The 16,954-nt window shown below is 74.8% G+C and carries 13 protein-coding genes and 1 pseudogene; all 14 read left to right on the top strand.

Annotated features, from left to right (window positions below):
• The first annotated feature begins 27 nt into the window (after positions 1-27).
• The gene (gene dinB / locus ACFU0Y_RS06445; protein WP_380213631.1) at positions 28-1,308 is read left to right on the top strand and encodes a DNA polymerase IV; all 1,281 of its coding nucleotides are present in this window, start codon (positions 28-30) and stop codon (positions 1,306-1,308) included.
• A gap of 55 nt (positions 1,309-1,363) precedes the next feature.
• A complete protein-coding gene (locus ACFU0Y_RS06440) occupies positions 1,364-1,741 on the top strand; it encodes a DUF3040 domain-containing protein (protein ID WP_380213630.1) in 378 nt (125 codons plus the stop codon).
• A 552-nt stretch (positions 1,742-2,293) separates the two neighbouring features.
• Positions 2,294-2,725 (top strand): division/cell wall cluster transcriptional repressor MraZ, encoded by a 432-nt coding sequence (mraZ, locus tag ACFU0Y_RS06435; RefSeq protein ID WP_058873724.1) that lies wholly within the window; start codon positions 2,294-2,296, stop codon positions 2,723-2,725.
• A gap of 230 nt (positions 2,726-2,955) precedes the next feature.
• Positions 2,956-3,957: a 16S rRNA (cytosine(1402)-N(4))-methyltransferase RsmH gene (gene rsmH, locus ACFU0Y_RS06430; RefSeq protein ID WP_380213629.1), complete on the top strand. Its 1,002-nt coding sequence runs from the start codon at positions 2,956-2,958 to the stop codon at positions 3,955-3,957.
• Complete coding sequence (locus ACFU0Y_RS06425) at positions 3,954-4,670, top strand: hypothetical protein (protein WP_380213628.1); 717 nt, start codon at positions 3,954-3,956, stop codon at positions 4,668-4,670. The genes rsmH and ACFU0Y_RS06425 overlap by 4 nt, the downstream gene beginning before the upstream one ends.
• A gap of 79 nt (positions 4,671-4,749) precedes the next feature.
• Positions 4,750-6,765, top strand: coding sequence for a peptidoglycan D,D-transpeptidase FtsI family protein (locus ACFU0Y_RS06420; RefSeq protein WP_380213627.1), 2,016 nt, complete (start codon positions 4,750-4,752; stop codon positions 6,763-6,765).
• 92 nt (positions 6,766-6,857) lie between these two features.
• The gene (locus ACFU0Y_RS06415) at positions 6,858-8,507 is read left to right on the top strand and encodes a UDP-N-acetylmuramoyl-L-alanyl-D-glutamate--2,6-diaminopimelate ligase (protein WP_380213626.1); all 1,650 of its coding nucleotides are present in this window, start codon (positions 6,858-6,860) and stop codon (positions 8,505-8,507) included.
• Positions 8,504-10,105, top strand: coding sequence for a UDP-N-acetylmuramoyl-tripeptide--D-alanyl-D-alanine ligase (gene murF, locus ACFU0Y_RS06410; RefSeq protein ID WP_380213625.1), 1,602 nt, complete (start codon positions 8,504-8,506; stop codon positions 10,103-10,105). Before ACFU0Y_RS06415 ends, murF begins: the two co-directional genes overlap by 4 nt.
• Complete coding sequence (gene mraY, locus ACFU0Y_RS06405) at positions 10,102-11,217, top strand: phospho-N-acetylmuramoyl-pentapeptide-transferase (protein ID WP_380213624.1); 1,116 nt, start codon at positions 10,102-10,104, stop codon at positions 11,215-11,217. The genes murF and mraY overlap by 4 nt, the downstream gene beginning before the upstream one ends.
• On the top strand, positions 11,214-12,734 hold the full coding sequence (murD, locus tag ACFU0Y_RS06400; RefSeq protein WP_380213623.1) for a UDP-N-acetylmuramoyl-L-alanine--D-glutamate ligase: 1,521 nt from the start codon (positions 11,214-11,216) through the stop codon (positions 12,732-12,734). The genes mraY and murD overlap by 4 nt, the downstream gene beginning before the upstream one ends.
• On the top strand, positions 12,731-13,966 hold the full coding sequence (gene ftsW, locus ACFU0Y_RS06395) for a putative lipid II flippase FtsW (RefSeq protein WP_380213622.1): 1,236 nt from the start codon (positions 12,731-12,733) through the stop codon (positions 13,964-13,966). Before murD ends, ftsW begins: the two co-directional genes overlap by 4 nt.
• Complete coding sequence (gene murG / locus ACFU0Y_RS06390) at positions 13,963-15,090, top strand: undecaprenyldiphospho-muramoylpentapeptide beta-N-acetylglucosaminyltransferase (protein ID WP_380213621.1); 1,128 nt, start codon at positions 13,963-13,965, stop codon at positions 15,088-15,090. The genes ftsW and murG overlap by 4 nt, the downstream gene beginning before the upstream one ends.
• Positions 15,080-16,483: a UDP-N-acetylmuramate--L-alanine ligase gene (gene murC / locus ACFU0Y_RS06385; RefSeq protein ID WP_380213620.1), complete on the top strand. Its 1,404-nt coding sequence runs from the start codon at positions 15,080-15,082 to the stop codon at positions 16,481-16,483. The genes murG and murC overlap by 11 nt, the downstream gene beginning before the upstream one ends.
• Positions 16,483-16,954: pseudogene (locus ACFU0Y_RS06380) on the top strand (hypothetical protein); the annotation flags it as partial. The gene murC and the pseudogene ACFU0Y_RS06380, both read left to right, overlap by 1 nt.

Here is a 16,954-nt window from a genome sequence, read left to right as displayed (position 1 = left end):
CTGTGCCGGACCCGGGAGGAGGGCACGGTGGCCGAGACGCCGAAGGACCGGCTGGAGCGCTGGCGGGGGTGCGCCGTGCTGCACGTCGACATGGACATGTTCTACGTCGGCGTGGAGCTGCTCACCTCCCCGGGACTGCGGGGCCGGCCCGTCATCGTGGCGGGCGCGGGCGGGCGCTCCGTCGTCCTCTCCGCCTCCTACGAGGCCCGGGCGTTCGGCGTCCGCTCCGGCATGCCCCTGGCGCGGGCCCGGGCGATGTGCCCGCGGGCGGTGCTGCTCGAGCCGCACCGGGAGGCCTACGACGCCTACTCCCGCCGGGTCATGGCGATGTTCTGGGAGATCACCGACCGGGTGGAGCAGATCAGCGTGGACGAGGCCTTCCTCGACGTCGCCGGAGCGGTCCGCCGGCTCGGCCCGCCGGTGGGCATCGCCCGCGCCCTGCGCGCCCGCGTGCGAGACGAGCTGGGCCTGACCGCCTCGGTGGGGATCGGGGCCAACAAGACGGTCGCGAAGATCGCCTCCACCCGCTCCAAGCCGGACGGGCTGCTGCTGGTCCAGCCCGAGGACACCGTCGCGTTCCTGGCGGAGCTGCCGGTCTCGGCGCTGTGGGGCGTCGGCGGGCGCACGGCCGAGACGCTCACGGGGGCGGGACTCCGGAGCGTCGGGGACCTCGCGGCCGCTCCCGTGCCGATGCTGACCCGCCTGGTCGGCCGGGCCGCCGGCCACCACCTGCACGAGCTCGCCAACGGGCGGGATCCCCGCCCGGTCGAGCCCGTGCGGGAGGAGAAGAGCGTGGGCGCGGAGGAGACCTTCGCCCGTGACGTCGCGGACGACCGGCTGCTGCACGAGACCCTGCTGCGGCTGAGCCACCGGACCGCCTCGCGGCTGCGCCGCCAGGGGCTGCGCGCCCGCCGCGTGGGGCTGAAGGTGCGCTGGGCGGACTTCACGACCATCACCCGCTCACGGACCCTGCAGCAGCCCTTCACCTCCGCCCACGACCTGCTCGAGCACGGTGTGGGCCTGCTCGAGGAGCTCGGGGACCGGCCCCAGCCGGTCCGGCTCATCGGCATCCGGGCCGAGCGGCTCGAGCCCGCATCGGACGCCCTGCAGCTGAGTCTCGACGGCCGCGAGGAGGAGTGGGGGGCCGCCGAGCAGGCCATGGACCGGGTGCACGCCCGCTTCGGCGCCGAGCGTCTCGGACCCGCCCGTCTCCTGCCGCCCGCACCACGGGATCCGGGAGGCAACTCGGAGGGTGTTGACAGCCGTGTGCGCGGTGCCAAATCAGCACCCGACGGTCTATCCTGGTAACAGGCGGCGCCGGAACAGCCGGGGAATCCGCACCCGAAGGATGAGGAGGCCTACCGTGCCACTGTCCGAGCACGAGCAACAGCTCCTGGCCCAGCTGGAGAAGCAGCTCCACGCGGACGACCCGAGGTTCGTGACGAGCATGGGGTCCCGTGCCGTCAGGGGTGCCTCCACCCGCAACATCGTCCTCGGAATCGTGATCGCGGTCGTCGGCCTGCTCGTCCTCCTGGGCGGGGTCGTCATCGACTCCATCCTGGTGGGGGTCCTGGGCTTCGTCGTGATGGGTGCGGGTGTCTACGTCGCCACCCTGCGCTCCGGCAAGCCCCGTCCCGGTGGCGAGGCCGGCAAGGGCGGCCCGCCCCGCCGTTCGTCGCCCTTCCTGCAGAACCTCGAGGAGCGCTGGGACCAGCGCAACTCCGGAGGCTCCTCCTCCTGACGGCCCGGTCGCCGCGCCGGGCGCCCGCTGTTGGGCGCCGACCGGTGCGCCCGCCCTGCCGGATCCCTCCACCTCCCACCACCGTGCGGCCGCGCGCACGGTCCGGCCAGCTCCCCGGTGCACCGCCGGGGAGCTTTTTCGTGCCCCGGGCCCGTCCCGGGTCGCGACCCGCCACCGCGCACCCCTCGGCCTGCCGCCCGTGCCCGCCGCCCCTGGTGCGGAACCGCGGCGACACCGCCCGGATTCCCTCCACTGTCCTCCCCACAGCCGGCGCCGCGGCGTCGTGACCCCGTCAGACTGCCTCCTCCGCCGCCCTCTCCGCCGTCGCCCGCCGGGCCCGCCGCGGGGCGCCAGGGTGTCCTCCACGGTCCTCCCGGCGCCCGCCACCGGCGCGCGGCCGCGCCCACCTGCGGCGACGCCCGTCACAGAGTGCGCGGGGCCCGCCACGCCGCGGCGGCCGGGCCCCGCGTTCGTTGACCGGGGAGTGAAGTGGAGTAAAGTGGGGCGAAGAGATGGATCTGGGAGAACTCTCGGGCTGGAGAGGCGGTGAGCATGTTTCTCGGAACGTACTCACCCCGTCTCGACGAGAAGGGCCGCCTGATCCTGCCGGCGAAGTACCGGGAGGAGCTGGCGGAGGGACTCGTGCTGACCCGTGGTCAGGAACGGTGCCTCTACGTGTTCAGCGTCCGCGAGTTCGAGCGGGTGCACGAGCAGCTGAGGGCGGCACCGCTGTCCTCGAAGCAGGCCAGGGACTACATCCGGGTCTTTCTCTCGGGCGCCTCGGACGAGGTCCCGGACAAGCAGGGCCGAGTCACCATACCGCCGCCGCTGCGGGACTACGCCGGTCTGGACCGGGAGCTCGCCGTCATCGGCGCGGGCACCCGGGCCGAGATCTGGGACGCCCAGGCGTGGAACGAGTACCTGAACGAGAAGGAGGCCGTCTTCTCCGAGACCGAGGAGGAAGTGGTGCCCGGGCTCTTCTGAGCGCAGGGACGCCGAGACCACCCGCGGAGCACGCGGAGCCGCTTCCCGGATGAGATCTCCAGCCGCACAGCCGTCACCGTCCTGACTCACCTTCCCCTGAGCCAGGCCGGATTCGAGGGACGGCCAGCGGATGGGGTTCTGATCCTGGAAGGCCCGCCGCCGCACCACGGCGTCGACCCGGCGCCGGCCACCGAAGACCGCACCACCGTCGACCGCCGAAGAGAGGGCCCATGGCGCAACGCCCAGCCGAGCAGCTCCACGTTCCCGTGCTGCTCGATCGGTGCCTCGACCTGATGGCTCCGGCGCTCGGCGAGGACGGCGCCGTGGCGGTGGACGCCACGATGGGCATGGGCGGTCACTCCGAGGCGCTGCTGCGGCGCTTCCCCGGTCTGCAGCTCGTGGCCGTCGACCGGGACCCGCAGGCCCACGCCCTGGCCGGCGCGCGGCTCGCCCCGTTCGGGGACCGCTTCCACCCCGTGCACACGACCTACGACCGCATCCCGGAGGCCCTCGCCCAGCACGGCTTCGACCACGCGGACGCGGTGCTCTTCGACCTCGGGGTCTCGTCGCTGCAGCTGGACGAGCGCGAGCGCGGCTTCGCCTACTCCTACGACGCGCCCCTCGACATGCGGATGGACTCCACGGCCCCCGTCACGGCGCAGGACGTGGTCAACGAGTACAGCGAGGAGGACCTGCGCCGGATCCTGCGGGACTGGGGCGAGGAGCGCTTCGCCGGCCGCATCGCCCGGGCCATCGTGGTGCAGCGGGCCCTCGCGCCGCTGCGAACCACCGGCGAGCTCGTCGAGGTCGTCCGCGGTGCCGTGCCCCAGGGGGCCCAGCACCGGAAGGGGCACCCGGCGAAGCAGACGTTCCAGGCGCTGCGGATCGAGGTCAACGAGGAGCTCGACGTGCTGCGCCGGGCGATCCCCGCCGCCCTGGACGCCGTGCCCGTCGGCGGTCGCGTGGTGGCCATGAGCTACCACTCCCTCGAGGATCGGATCGTGAAGCAGTCCTTCGCCCGGGGAGCGGCCTCGACGGCGCCCAAGGGCTTCCCCGTGGAGCTCGAGCAGCACAAGCCCACCCTGCGGGTCCTGACCCGCGGGACGGAGACCCCCACGGCCCGGGAGATCGACGAGAACCCCCGCGCCGCCTCCGCACGACTGCGCGCGGTCGAGCGCATCCGGCAGCACACACCCCCCACAGCACAGAACGCGCAGAGGTACACGGCATGAGCGGAACCGGACTCCAGCGACGCCCCGCACGACCGTCCACTCCGCGCACGGGCATCGGTGCCTGGGCCGGTCGGCGCGGGCAGCGCCCGCCGGTCGAGGGCAGCTCCGCCCGTCAGCTGAGCACCCCGGCACCGCCGGCCGAGGAGGCCGCGGGGGCCGCCCGGACCCCGTTGTCCGTGGTCCCGGGCCGGGCGCGCCGGCAGCGGTTCTCCACCGTGGTGCTCAGCCTGGTGGCGCTCGTGGTGGCGCTGGCCTCCATCCTGGTGCTGAACATCCAGATCTCCGGCGGCCAGTACCGGCTCGTGGAGCTGCGCGCCCAGGAGCAGGCGCTCAGCCAGCAGAACGAGGCGCTCACCCAGGACCTCGAGTTCTACAACGCCCCGCAGAACCTCGCCGTGATGGCGACGGACCTCGGCATGGTCCCGGCGCAGGACTCGGGCACGGTCGACCTCACGACGGGGACCGTCGAGGGCGATCCGCTCCCGGCGCAGCCGCAGGAGGACCACGAGATCCTGGTCGACCACGCCCACCAGACCGGTTCGGAGGCCGCGGACCGCGCCGCCCAGCGCGCCGAGGACCGGGAGCGGGAGAAGGCGGCGCAGGACCGGGAGGACGCCGAGCGCCGGGCCCGCGAGGACGCCTCGCCGGCCGGTGCCGCGGAGGCGGACGGCGGCTCCCTCCGGGCCCCGGCGCAGCGCACGCCCGGGGAGTGACCGGGGCGCCGTCCCCCGCCCCCGCCGGTCAGCAGCCCCCGGAGATCCCGCCAGTCGCAATCAGGAACGAGGCACACACGTGGCACCCGCACGCTCGACGTCCGACGCCCCCCGCGCCCGCGGCATCGGCCGCAGCCACATCGGGGTCGTCCTGGTCCTCGGGCTCCTCGTGGTCCTCGGCGTCCGCCTCGTGTGGGTGCAGGGCTTCGACGTGGCAGGCCGGGCGGAGGCCGCCGCGGGGGAGCGGTCCCGCACCGAGGTGGTCCCCGCGCTGCGCGGCGAGATCCGCGACACCCACGGCAACGTCCTCGCCCGTACGCTTCAGCGCTACGACGTCACCGTGGACCAGTCCCTGGTGCGCGAGTTCGAGCGGCCGATGGCCGACGGCACCACCGAGACCGTGACCCCCACGGAGGCGGTGTACCAGCTCGCCGACGCCCTCGACCTCGAGGACGCCGAGGTCAAGGACGCCCTCGACGGGGACAAGCAGTTCGAGTACGTGGCCCGCGGGGTCACGCCCGAGCAGTGGAACACCGTGCGCGAGCTCGGCCTGCCCTACGTGTACGGGCAGCCGTCCTCCGACCGGATCTATCCCAACGGACCGGTGGGCGGCAGCGTGGTCGGCTTCATGGGCGGGGACGACGAGGCGCTCGGCGGGATCGAGCAGACCCAGGACGGGCTGCTGCGCGGCACGGACGGGAGCCGGACCTTCGAGATCAGCGCCGACGGCGTGCGGATCCCGGTGGCGCCCCAGGAGGAGAGCCCCGTGGAGGACGGCTCCTCGGTGCAGCTGTCGATCGACAGCGACGTGCAGTTCTTCGCCCAGCAGGCGGTCACCGAGCGCACCGAGGAGCTCGACGCCGAGTGGGGCACCGCCGTGGTGATGCGGATCGAGGACGGCGCGGTGCTGGCGCTGGCCGACTCCTCGACCGTGGACCCCAACGACATCGGTTCCGCGGAGGCCGAGGACCTGGGGGCGCGCGCCGTCACCCAGGCCGTGGAGCCCGGCTCCACGCAGAAGATCCTCACCGCGGCCGCCGCCGTGGAGGAGGGCGTGGCCACACCGCGCACGGAGGTCACGGTCCCCCCGTTCCTGGAGATCGACGGGCAGAAGATCACCGACGCCTTCGACCACGGCGAGCAGCAGCGCACGTTCACCGGGATCATCGCCGACTCGATGAACACCGGCACGGTCCTGGTCGGCGGCAGGCTCGCCCCGGAGCAGCGGCACGAGTGGATGCAGCGCTTCGGCGTCGGGGAGACCACGGGGATCGAGCTGCCGGGGGAGTCCCCGGGCATCCTCACCGGCGCGGACCAGTGGGACGTGCGCCAGCAGTACACCGTGCTCTTCGGTCAGGGCGTCGCCCAGACCCCCCTGCGCACGGCGACGATCTTCCAGGCCATCGGCAACGGCGGGGTCCAGGTGGAGCCCCGGGTGCTCGAGTCCGTCATCGACCCCGACGGGACCAGCACGCCGGTCGAGCGGCCCGAGGGCGAGCGGATCGTCTCCGCGGAGACGGCGCAGCAGGTGCTCGACATGATGGAGGTGACCGTCACGGAGGGCGGCGCCAAGGAGGCCGCCGTGGAGGGCTACCGCGTGGGCGGCAAGACCGGTACCGCCGAGGCCCCCAGCCCGCAGGGCGGCTACGACGGCTACACCACCTCCTTCGTGGGCGTCGCCCCCGTGGAGGACCCCCAGTACCTCGTGGCGGTCACGCTCCAGCGGCCGCAGGGGAACGTCCGCGCGATCGGCACGACGCCCACCTTCAGCAAGATCATGGGCCAGGTGCTGCGGCACTACGACGTGCCGCCCTCGACCACCGAGCCCGTGGAGATCCCCCTGCGCACGGACGACCCGGAGGACCCGGAGGAGGCCGGGGAGACCGCACCGGTGGACACCCCGCCGGGCGTCGAGGCCCCGGCGGAGGGCGCCGCCCCGGACGCCGCGGAGAACACTGCCGAGAACACTGCCGAGAACACCGCCGAGAACGACGCCGAGAACGACGCCGGGACCGCCGCGGAGGCCGGGACCGGCGCCGGAGGGACCGGGGTCTCCGCCCCGGCCCCGTCCCGGCGGGCCGACGAGGGCGACTAGACTTCCATATCGCCGTGCCCGGCCACCCGCCGGTACCGCCCCCCCGATCCCGGCGGACCACCCACCCGCCGACCAGACCACGAAGGACGTTGATGGACGCGACAGCCCAGCAGGGACACGACGCGCAGACGATGCGCCCCGCCCGGCCCCGACCGCTGAGCCTCGCGGAGACCGCCCGGCTCGCGGACGGGACGGCTCCGTCCCGTGCGGTGGAGGTCACCGGCATCGCCCTGGACTCCCGGGAGCTGCGTCCCGGCGACCTCTACGCCGCCCTGCCCGGTGCCCGCACCCACGGCGCCCGGTTCGCCGCCGCCGCCGAGCGCTCGGGCGCGGCCGCGGTGCTCACCGACGCCGAGGGCGCCGCGATCCTCCGGGGCGCCGGTGTCCGGCTGCCCGTGGTGGAGGCCCCCGATCCCCGCCGCGCCGTGGGTCCGATCGCCGCCCGCGTCTACGGCTCGCGTCCGGAGGACGGGACGGCCCCGGCCCTGTTCGCGGTGACCGGCACCAACGGCAAGACGACCACCACCTACCTCACCAACTCGGTGCTCCGCGCCCTGGGCCGGCGCACGGGCCTGATCGGGACGATCGAGATCCTGGCCGGCGACGAGTCGATCCCCTCGCGGCTGACCACCCCGGAGGCCCCGCACGTGCACGCGCTGCTCGCGCTCATGCGCGAGCGCGGGATCACGGCGGCCTCCATGGAGGTCTCCTCCCACGCCCTGCAGTTCCACCGGGTGGACGGGGTCCGCTTCGACGTCGCCGGGTTCACCAACCTGACCCAGGACCACCTCGACCTGCACGGGTCGATGGAGGAGTACTTCGCGGTCAAGGCCCAGCTGTTCACCCCGGAACGGGCCCGCCGGGCCGTCGTCGTGGTCCAGGACGAGGACGACGTCTGGGGCCTGCGGATGTCCGCCCACGCCCGCGAGCGGCTCGGCGCGGACCGCGTGGACACCCTCGCCCTGCGCGGCGGCGTGCCGGCGGACCGGGAGACCGGCCCCGCCCGGCAGGGCGCGGACTGGACGCTCACCGCCCTGACCCGCCGCGGGATCGGCCACGCCTTCGCGCTGCGGCACCGGGACGGCCGGACGCTGCGCGTGTCCACCGCCCTGCCCGGGGACTTCAACGTGGCCAACGCCGCGCTCGCGGTGGTGATGGTCGTGGCCTCCGGGGTCGACGTCGCCGACGTGCAGCGGGTCCTCGACGAGGCGGACCCCCTCACCACGGACGTGCCCGGGCGGATGCAGCTCATCGGCACGCAGCCGACCGCCGTCGTCGACTTCGCGCACAACCCGGACGCCCTGCGCCGGGCGCTCGCCGCCGTCGAACCGCCCGACGCGGAGGGCCGCGTCATCGTGGTCTTCGGCGCCACGGGGGAGCGCGACCGGTCGAAGCGACCGGTGATGGGGGAGGTCGCCGCCCACCACGCCGACGTCGTCGTCGTCACCGACGACGACCCGCACGACGAGGACGCCGGCGCGATCCGGGCCGAGGTCGCCGCCGGGGCGTTCGCCGCCCGCGACGCCGGCGCCCGCGCCCAGGAGGTGATCGTGCTCGAGCCCCGCGCCGTGGCCATCCGCGCCGCGGTGGCCATGGCCGGACCCGCGGACTCCGTGCTCGTGGCCGGCCGCGGGCACGAGACGGTCCAGGAGATCCGGGGCGTGGACCACCCGCTGGACGACAGGGAAGAGCTGCGGGCCGCGCTGGCCGAGGGGCAGCAGGACCGTTGGGAGAACCGATGATCGACGTCACCGCCGCGCAGCTCGCCCAGATCACGGGGGGGCGCGCCGTCGGCGCCGCCGCCGGGGTGCCCGCCGTCCGCCACGTCGCAACGGACTCCCGCGAGGCCCGCCCCGGCACCCTCTTCGTCGCGAAGCCGGGCGAGGTCACCGACGGCCACGAGTACGTCGGCGCCGCGTTCGCCGCGGGCGCCGTCCTCGCCCTCGTCGAGCGCGAGGTCACCGACGCCGCTGGGGTCGTCTACCCGGGCGTGCTGGTCCCGGACGCCGTCGAGGCGATGGGCCGGCTGGCCGCGTGGGTCGTGGCCCAGCTGCGCGCCGACCACGAGGTGAAGGTCATCGCCGTCACCGGCTCCGTCGGCAAGACCACCACCAAGGACCTCCTGCGCGGCATCTTCGCGGCGGAGGGTCCCACGGTCGCGCCCCGCGGCTCGTACAACGGGGAGGTCGGCGTCCCGCTGACCGTGTTCCAGGCGGAGCCGGACACCCGCTACCTCATCATCGAGATGGGCGCCACCAGGATCGGCAACATCGACTACCTGTGCCGGATGGTCCGCCCCGACGTCGGGGTGGTGCTGTGCGTGGGCTCCGCCCACGCCGGCGAGTTCGGCGGGGTCGCCAACATCGCCCGCGCCAAGGGCGAGCTGGTGGAGTCCCTGCGGGCGGACGGGGTGGCGGTCCTCAACGACGACGACGCCCTGGTCCGCCAGATGCACCGCCGCACCGCCGCGCCGGTGCTGTTCTTCGGGGAGTCCCCGGCGAACGCGCTGCCCGACGTCCCGGCCGCCCGGGTGCACGCCTCCGCGGTCCGGATCGGGCCCGGCGGACACCCCGAGTTCCGCCTGCACTTCCCGGACGGCTCCGAGCACGCCGTGGTCTCCCGGCTCATCGGGGAGCACCACGTCTCGAACCTGCTCGCGGCCGCCTCCGCGGCCTTCGTGGCCGGGGTCGCCCCCGAGCGGATCGCGGCCTCCCTCAACGCCCAGGGCGCCGCCAGCCGGTGGCGGATGGAGCGCACCGAGCGGGCCGACGGGGTCACGGTGATCAACGACGCGTACAACGCCAACCCGCAGTCGATGCGCGCCGCGCTGCAGACCCTGGCCCAGCTGGGCCGCGGCTCCGGCGGCGCCGCGCCCCGCCGCACCTGGGCGGTGCTCGGCGGGATGCTCGAGCTCGGCGACAGCACGGTCGAGGAGCACGACACCCTGGGCCGCATGGTGGTGCGGCTGAACATCTCCAAGCTGATCGCGGTCGGCGACCTCGCCCGCCCGGTGTACGACGCGGCCCAGCTCGAGGGCTCGTGGGGCAACGAGGCGACCTGGGCGGCGACGCCGGAGGAGGCCGAGGAGATCCTGCGCCAGGAGCTCGCCCCCGGGGACGTCGTGCTCTTCAAGTCCTCCAACGCCGCCGGTCTGGCGGTCCTGGGGGACCGGGTCGCGGCCGGGTCCGGGGACGGCGCCGGCGTGCCGGCCCCGGGCAACGACGCCCCGGCGCACGGCGACCACTGGCTCTCGGCCGGTCCCTTCGTCAACGCCTCCCTCGACCCGAGCGGGAGGCCCACCACCCCGGGCACCTCCGCGGAGGGGAACGAGCCGGCATGATCCAGATCCTCATGGCGGCCTGCTTCGCGCTGGTGCTGTCCCTCTTCGGCACCCCGGCCTTCATCAAGTTCCTCGCCCGGCGCGGGTACGGCCAGTTCATCCGCGACGACGGGCCCACCAGCCACCACACCAAGCGCGGGACGCCCACCATGGGCGGCGTGGCGATCCTCGGCTCGGTGGTGGTCGCCTACGCGCTGACGCACCTGCTGTCCGGGATGCTGTGGCCCTCCTACGGGGGCGTCACCCTCTCGGGGCTCTCCGCGCTGCTGCTGATGCTCGGCATGGGCTTCGTCGGCTTCATCGACGACTACAAGAAGATCGCCAAGAAGCAGAACCTCGGGCTCAGCGCCGTCGGCAAGATCGTCCTCCAGGGGCTCATCGGCACCGCGTTCGCCCTGCTCGTGCTGCTCGTGCCCGGCCCCCAGGGTGCGACCCCTGCGTCCTCGGCGATCTCCATCACCCGCGACACCGCCGTGGACCTCGCGTTCGCCGGCACCGCCGTCGGCGCCGTCCTGTTCGTGATCTGGGTGAACCTGATCGCCACGGCCACGACCAACGCCGTGAACCTCACCGACGGTCTCGACGGCCTCGCCACGGGCGCGTCCATCCTCGTGTTCAGCGGCTACCTGCTGATCGCCATGTGGCAGAACACCCACCTGTGCGGGTCCGTGGCGGAGGGCGTCTGCTACGAGGTGCGCGACGCCGCGGACCTCGCCCTCACCGCCGCCGCCCTGGTCGGGGCCCTCGTGGGCTTCCTGTGGTGGAACACCTCACCGGCGAAGATCTTCATGGGCGACACGGGCTCCCTCGGGCTGGGCGGCGCGCTCGCCGCGTTCGCCGTGCTCACCCGCACCGAGCTGCTGCTCGTGCTCATCGCCGGGCTCTTCGTGATCATCACGGTCTCGGTCATCCTGCAGGTCGGCTACTTCAAGCTCTCCGGCGGCAAGCGCATCTTCAAGATGGCACCGCTGCAGCACCACTTCGAGCTCAAGGGCTGGAACGAGGTGACCATCGTGGTCCGGTTCTGGATCATCGCCGGGCTGTTCGTCGCGGCCGCGCTCGGCGTCTTCTACGGCGACTGGCTGCTCTCCCACGGAGGAATGATCCAATGATCCACGCGAGCAACGACAACCCCGTCCTCGACCGGCCGCGCCTGGCCGGGCTCACCACCTGGGACGCGGACTGGGCGGGGCTGCGCGTGGTCGTCGCCGGCATCGGTGTGTCCGGCTTCGCCGCCGCGGACACCCTGATCGAGCTCGGCGCCCGCGTCGTCGTCGTCGACGGCGCGGACACCCCGGCCACCCGGGCGAAGGCCGACACCCTGCGGATCGTCGGCGCCGCCGACGTCCTGCTGGGGGAGCAGGCCCAGGGGACCGTGCCCGACGTCGAGGGCGAGCGCCCGGACCTGGTCGTCACCTCCCCTGGGCTGCGCCCCGACCATTCCCTGCTGGCCGCCGCGGCCGCCGAGGGCATCCAGATCTGGGGCGACGTGGAGCTCGCCTGGCGGGTGCGGGAGCGCGCCGGGCGCAGGACCGCCGAGTGGGTGTGCATCACCGGCACCAACGGCAAGACCACCACCGTGGGGATCACCGCCTCGATGCTGCGGGCCGCCGGGCTCACCGCCGCCGCCGTGGGCAACGTGGGCACCCCCGTCCTGGACGCGCTGCGCGAGCCGGTCGAGTACGACGTGCTCGCCGTGGAGCTGTCCAGCTTCCAGCTGCACTGGACGTCCTCGATGTCGCCGCTGGCGTCCGTGGTGCTCAACGTGGCGGAGGACCACGTGGACTGGCACGGCGGCTACGACAACTACGCGGCGGACAAGTCGCGGATCTACGAGCACACCCGGGTGGCCTGCGTGTACAACGCCCAGCAGGCCGAGACCGTGCGCATGGTCGAGGAGGCCGACGTGGTGGAGGGCTGCCGCGCCGTGGGCTTCACCCTCGAGACCCCCGACGTCAGCATGCTCGGGGTCGTGGAGGACCTGCTCGTGGACCGCGCCTTCCTCGAGGACCGGCGCGGCTCCGCCCTCGAGCTCGCCTCGGTGGGCGACACCGGCCCGTTCCCCACGCCCCACGGCGTGGCCAACGCCCTGGCCGCGGCGGCGCTGGCCCGGGCGGCCGGCGCCCCGCCGGAGGCCGTGCGGGACGGGCTGCGGGACTGGGAGCCCGGCGACCACCGGATCCAGGCCGTGGCCACGACGCACGGCGTGCTGTGGATCAACGACTCCAAGGCCACCAACCCGCACGCCGCCGACGCGGCCCTGACCGCGTTCGACTCCGTGGTGTGGATCGCCGGCGGCCTGTCCAAGGGCGTGTCCTACGACCGGCTCGTCGCCCGGCACGCCGGCCGGCTGCGCACCGTGGTGCTCATCGGCACGGACAACGACGCGCTGCTGGCGGCCCTCGCCGCGCACGCCCCGGAGGTCCCCGTCCTGCGCACCGCCGAGCGCGCCGGGGCGGGCGACGCCGTGATGGGCGAGGCCGTCCGTCTGGCCCACGAGGTCGCGCAGCAGGGCGACACGGTGCTCATGGCCCCGGCGTCCGCCTCGATGGACCAGTTCAGCTCCTACGCCCACCGCGGGGACGCGTTCGTCCGGGAGGTCGCCGAGCTCGTGGGACGGCTCTCGTGACCCAGGTGCAGGACCGGGCGGGGCTCGCCGGAACGGCCCGCGGCTCCCTGGGCGGGGCGCGCCGCTTCTGGCGGGCCCTCGTGGACGGCCCGCTCATCCACTCCTACTACGGGCTGGCCGGCTCCGTGCTGCTGCTCACGGCCATCGGCATCATGATGGTCCTCTCCGCCTCGGCGGTCGAGTCCATCTCGGCGCAGGAGTCCGCGTACACGTACTTCGTCCGGCAGGCCACCTTCGGCGGGATCGGGGTGGTCCTGATGTTCGCCCTGTCCTTCGTGCCCACCGCCTGGTACCGGCGCGGCGCCACCGGGCTCCTGGTCCTCGCCGTGCTGCTGCTCGCGCTCGTCTTCACCGGGCTCGGGCAGGAGATCAACGGCAACCGCAACTGGATCGTGGTGGGCGGGCAGTCCTTCCAGCCCTCCGAGGCGGCCAAGCTCGCCGTCGCGATCTGGCTGGCCATGGTCCTCGCCCGGCAGGGCGACGCCGTGCGGGACTGGCGCCAGGCCCTGTGGCCGTCGTGCCTGGGCATCGGGATCCCCTCGCTGCTGATCGTGCTCGGCGACGACGTGGGCACCGCGCTGGTGTTCGTGCTGATCTACGCGGCCGCCCTGTTCTTCGCCGGGGCGCCGCTGCGGCTGTTCGTCATCGCCGCCGCGGGCGCCGCGCTGGTCGGCACGCTGTCCGTGCTCGCGGCCCCCCACCGCGTGGACCGGATCACGGGCTGGCTGTTCGGGGAGTGCGGCGCCACCGACGCCTGCTACCAGGCCGAGCAGGGGCTCAACGCCCTGGCCTCGGGCGGCTGGTGGGGCGTGGGGCTGGGCCAGTCCCGGCTCAAGTACAACTACGTGCCCGAGGCGCACAACGACTACATCTTCTCGATCATCGGCGAGGAGCTCGGCCTGCTGGGCACGGTGCTGATCCTCGGCCTCTTCGCGGTCATGACCCTGGCGATGGCCCGCGTCATCCTGCGCGCCCGCAGCCGCTTCGTCCGGATCGCCACCGCCTGCATCGTGACGTGGCTGGTGGGGCAGGCGTTCATCAACATCGGGATGGTCACCGGCGTGCTGCCCGTGATCGGCGTCCCGCTCCCGTTCATCAGCTACGGTGGGTCGTCGCTGCTGATCAGCCTCGCCGCCGTCGGCGTCGTGATGTCCTTCACCCGGCTGCCGCGCCGCATCCCGGTCCCCACCCGCACCCCCCGCCCCCGCACCCCGAACGAGGATCGCGCATGACACCGTCCGAACCCACTCCCGGAGGCCGCGCGCCGTCGGTCCTGCTGGCCGGCGGGGGCACCGCCGGGCACGTCAGCCCCCTCCTGGCCGTGGCCGCCGCGCTGCGGGAGCTGGCCCCGAAGGCCCGCCTCACGGCGGTCGGCACCGCGTCCGGGATGGAGACCCGGCTCGTCCCGCAGGCCGGTCTCGAGCTCGAGCTCGTCGACCGCGTGCCGCTGCCCCGGCGGCTCTCCGTGGACCTCGTCCGCCTGCCCGGGCGGCTCCTCGGCGCCGTGCGGCAGGCGGGGGAGATCCTGGACCGGGTCCGGCCCGACGTGGTGCTCGGCGTCGGCGGCTACGTGTGCACCCCCGTCTACCTCGCCGCCGCCCGGCGGGGCCTGCCCGTCGTGGTCCACGAGGCCAACGCCCGCCCGGGCCTGGCCAACCGGGTCGGAGCGCGCCGGGCCCGGACCGTGGCCGCCGCGTTCCCCGGCACCCCGCTGCGCGGAGCCGTGACCGTCGGCATGCCCATGCGCCGGGAGATCTCGCGCCTGGACCGCGCGGCGCTGCGCGCCGAGGCCCGCCGCTCCTTCGGCCTCGACCCGGAGCTGCCCACCGTGGTGGTCACCGGCGGGTCCTCGGGCGCCCTGTCCATGAACCGCACCGTGGCCGGCGTCGCCGCGGAGGTCGCCGCGCACGGACACCAGCTGCTCCACGTCACCGGCCGGGGCAAGCAGCTCACCGGGGACGACGGCGCCCCGCTGAGCGCCCCCGGCTACGTGCAGGTCGAGTACGTGGACGGCATGGAGCGCGTCTACGCCGCGGCGGACCTGCTGATCGCCCGCGCCGGGGCCGCGACCGTCTCGGAGGTCGCCGCCGTCGGCCTGCCCGCCGTGTTCGTCCCCCTGCCCGTCGGCAACGGGGAGCAGTCGCTCAACGCCGCCTCCCTCGTCGAGGCCGGCGCGGCGCAGCTCGTGCCCGACGACGCGTTCACCCCCGACTGGTACCGCGCGCACGTGCACCCGCTGCTGGCCGACCCCGACCGGCTCGCGGCCATGGCCGCCGCGAGCCGCGCCCACGGTGTGCGCGACGCCGACACCGTGCTGGCACGGCTGATCCTCCAGGAGGTCCCCGGTGAGCGCTGAGCACGAGAACGACCCCGCCCTGCTGGGCCGGGTCCACTTCATCGGCATGGGCGGGGCGGGGATGTCCGCCGTCGCGAAGCTGATGCTCGCCCGCGGTGTGCCCGTCAGCGGCTCCGACCGCCAGGACTCCCCGGCGCTGCGCCAGCTCCAGGACCTGGGCGCCACCGTGTTCGTCGGCCAGCGCGCCGGCAACGTGGACGGGGCGCAGACCGTGGTCGTCTCCACCGCCATCCCGCCCGGGGACCCCGAGTGCTCCGCCGCCCGGGCCGCCGGGCTGCGCGTGATGCACCGCTCCGAGGCGCTCGCGGCCGCGATGCACGGTCGTGCGGTCGTGGCCGTCGCCGGCACGCACGGCAAGACGACCACGAGCGCCATGGCCGCGCTCGCGCTGCACACCGCCGGTCTCGAGCCCTCCTGGGCCATCGGCGCCCACGTGGCCGACCTCGGCTCCAACGCGGCCCTCGGCGCGGGCCCGTGGTTCGTGGCGGAGGCCGACGAGTCGGACGGCTCGTTCCTCGCCTACGGGCCGCGGATCGCGGTGGTCACCAACATCGAGCCCGACCACCTCGACTTCTACGCCTCCCGCGAGGCCTTCTTCCGGGCCTTCGACGAGTTCGCCGCCACCCTGCCGGCCGACGGGCTGCTCGTGGCGTGCCAGGACGACCCCGGCTCGCGGGCGCTCGCGGAGCGCCACCGGGCCGCCGGCGGGCGGGTGGTGAGCTACGGCACGGACCCGGGGTCCGACGTCCAGGTGCTCCCCGGGCAGGCCGACGGGCTGCGCACCCGCAGCACCCTGCTGCTGGGCGAGGGCGCGGACCGCCGCGAGGAGCGGCTCGAGCTCGCGGTGCCGGGCCGGCACAACGTCCTCAACGCCACGGCCGCCTTCTGCGTGGCCGTCGAGGCCGGCGTGCCGCCCGCGGACGCGGTGCGCGGGCTCGCCGGCTTCCACGGCTCCGCCCGGCGCTTCGACCTGCGGGGCGAGGTGGACGGGATCCGGGTCTTCGACGACTACGCCCACCACCCCACCGAGGTGGTCGCCGCCCTCACGGCCGCCCGGGAGGTCGCCTCCGGGCACCGGGTGATCGCGATCTTCCAGCCGCACCTGTACTCCCGCACGCGCGAGTTCGCGGCGGAGTTCGCCGACGCGCTCGCGCTGGCCGACGAGGCCCTGGTCATCGACATCTTCGCCGCACGGGAGCAGCCCGTCGACGGGCTCACCAGCGAGATCGTCACAGACCGTGCGCCCGCCCACGTCCGCTACGTGCCGGACGGCGCCGACGCCGTCGCCCAGGCGGCGGAGACGGCCCGGCCCGGGGACCTGCTCCTCACCGTCGGTGCCGGGGACGTCACCGCCCTCGGCCCCCGGCTCGTGGACCGCCTCGGGGCACGCTGATGAGCCGGCACGGCCGCCCGCACCAGCCCCGGTTCGGGGACCCGGACGGGGAGCCCGCCCGGGACGGCGGCGTCCCCGGGCCCGCCGAGGGCGCCGCGCCGGAGACCTCCCCGGAGGACGCCCCGGAGGCTTCCGCGGAGGGCGCCCCCGGAGCGCCGGAGGGCACCGCCGCCCGCCGCCCGCCCCGGGCCGGGAGCACGGCCTCCACGGGGCGCACGTCCTCCGCCGGGGGCCCGGACTCCGGCCTGAGCACGGCCCCCGCCGCTGACGCCCTGGCGGGCGGGCGCGTGCGCGTCAACGACGGGACCAAGGTCACGCCCCTCGCCGACGACGACGACCTCGAGGAGGCCGCGGCCGCCGGCGGCCGGTTCAGCGCCTGGCGACGGCACCGGCAGGAGCGCGCCGCCGCCCGGACGCTCACCGCCTCCCGGCTCCCCCCGGAGCACGAGCCCGCGCGCGCCGGTTCGACGG

Source organism: Kocuria sp. NPDC057446, from assembly GCF_042802875.1.
Lineage (GTDB): Bacteria > Actinomycetota > Actinomycetes > Actinomycetales > Micrococcaceae > Kocuria.
The sequence above is the reverse complement of the archived record's forward strand: the minus strand, read 5'-3'. Positions and strand labels throughout refer to the sequence as shown.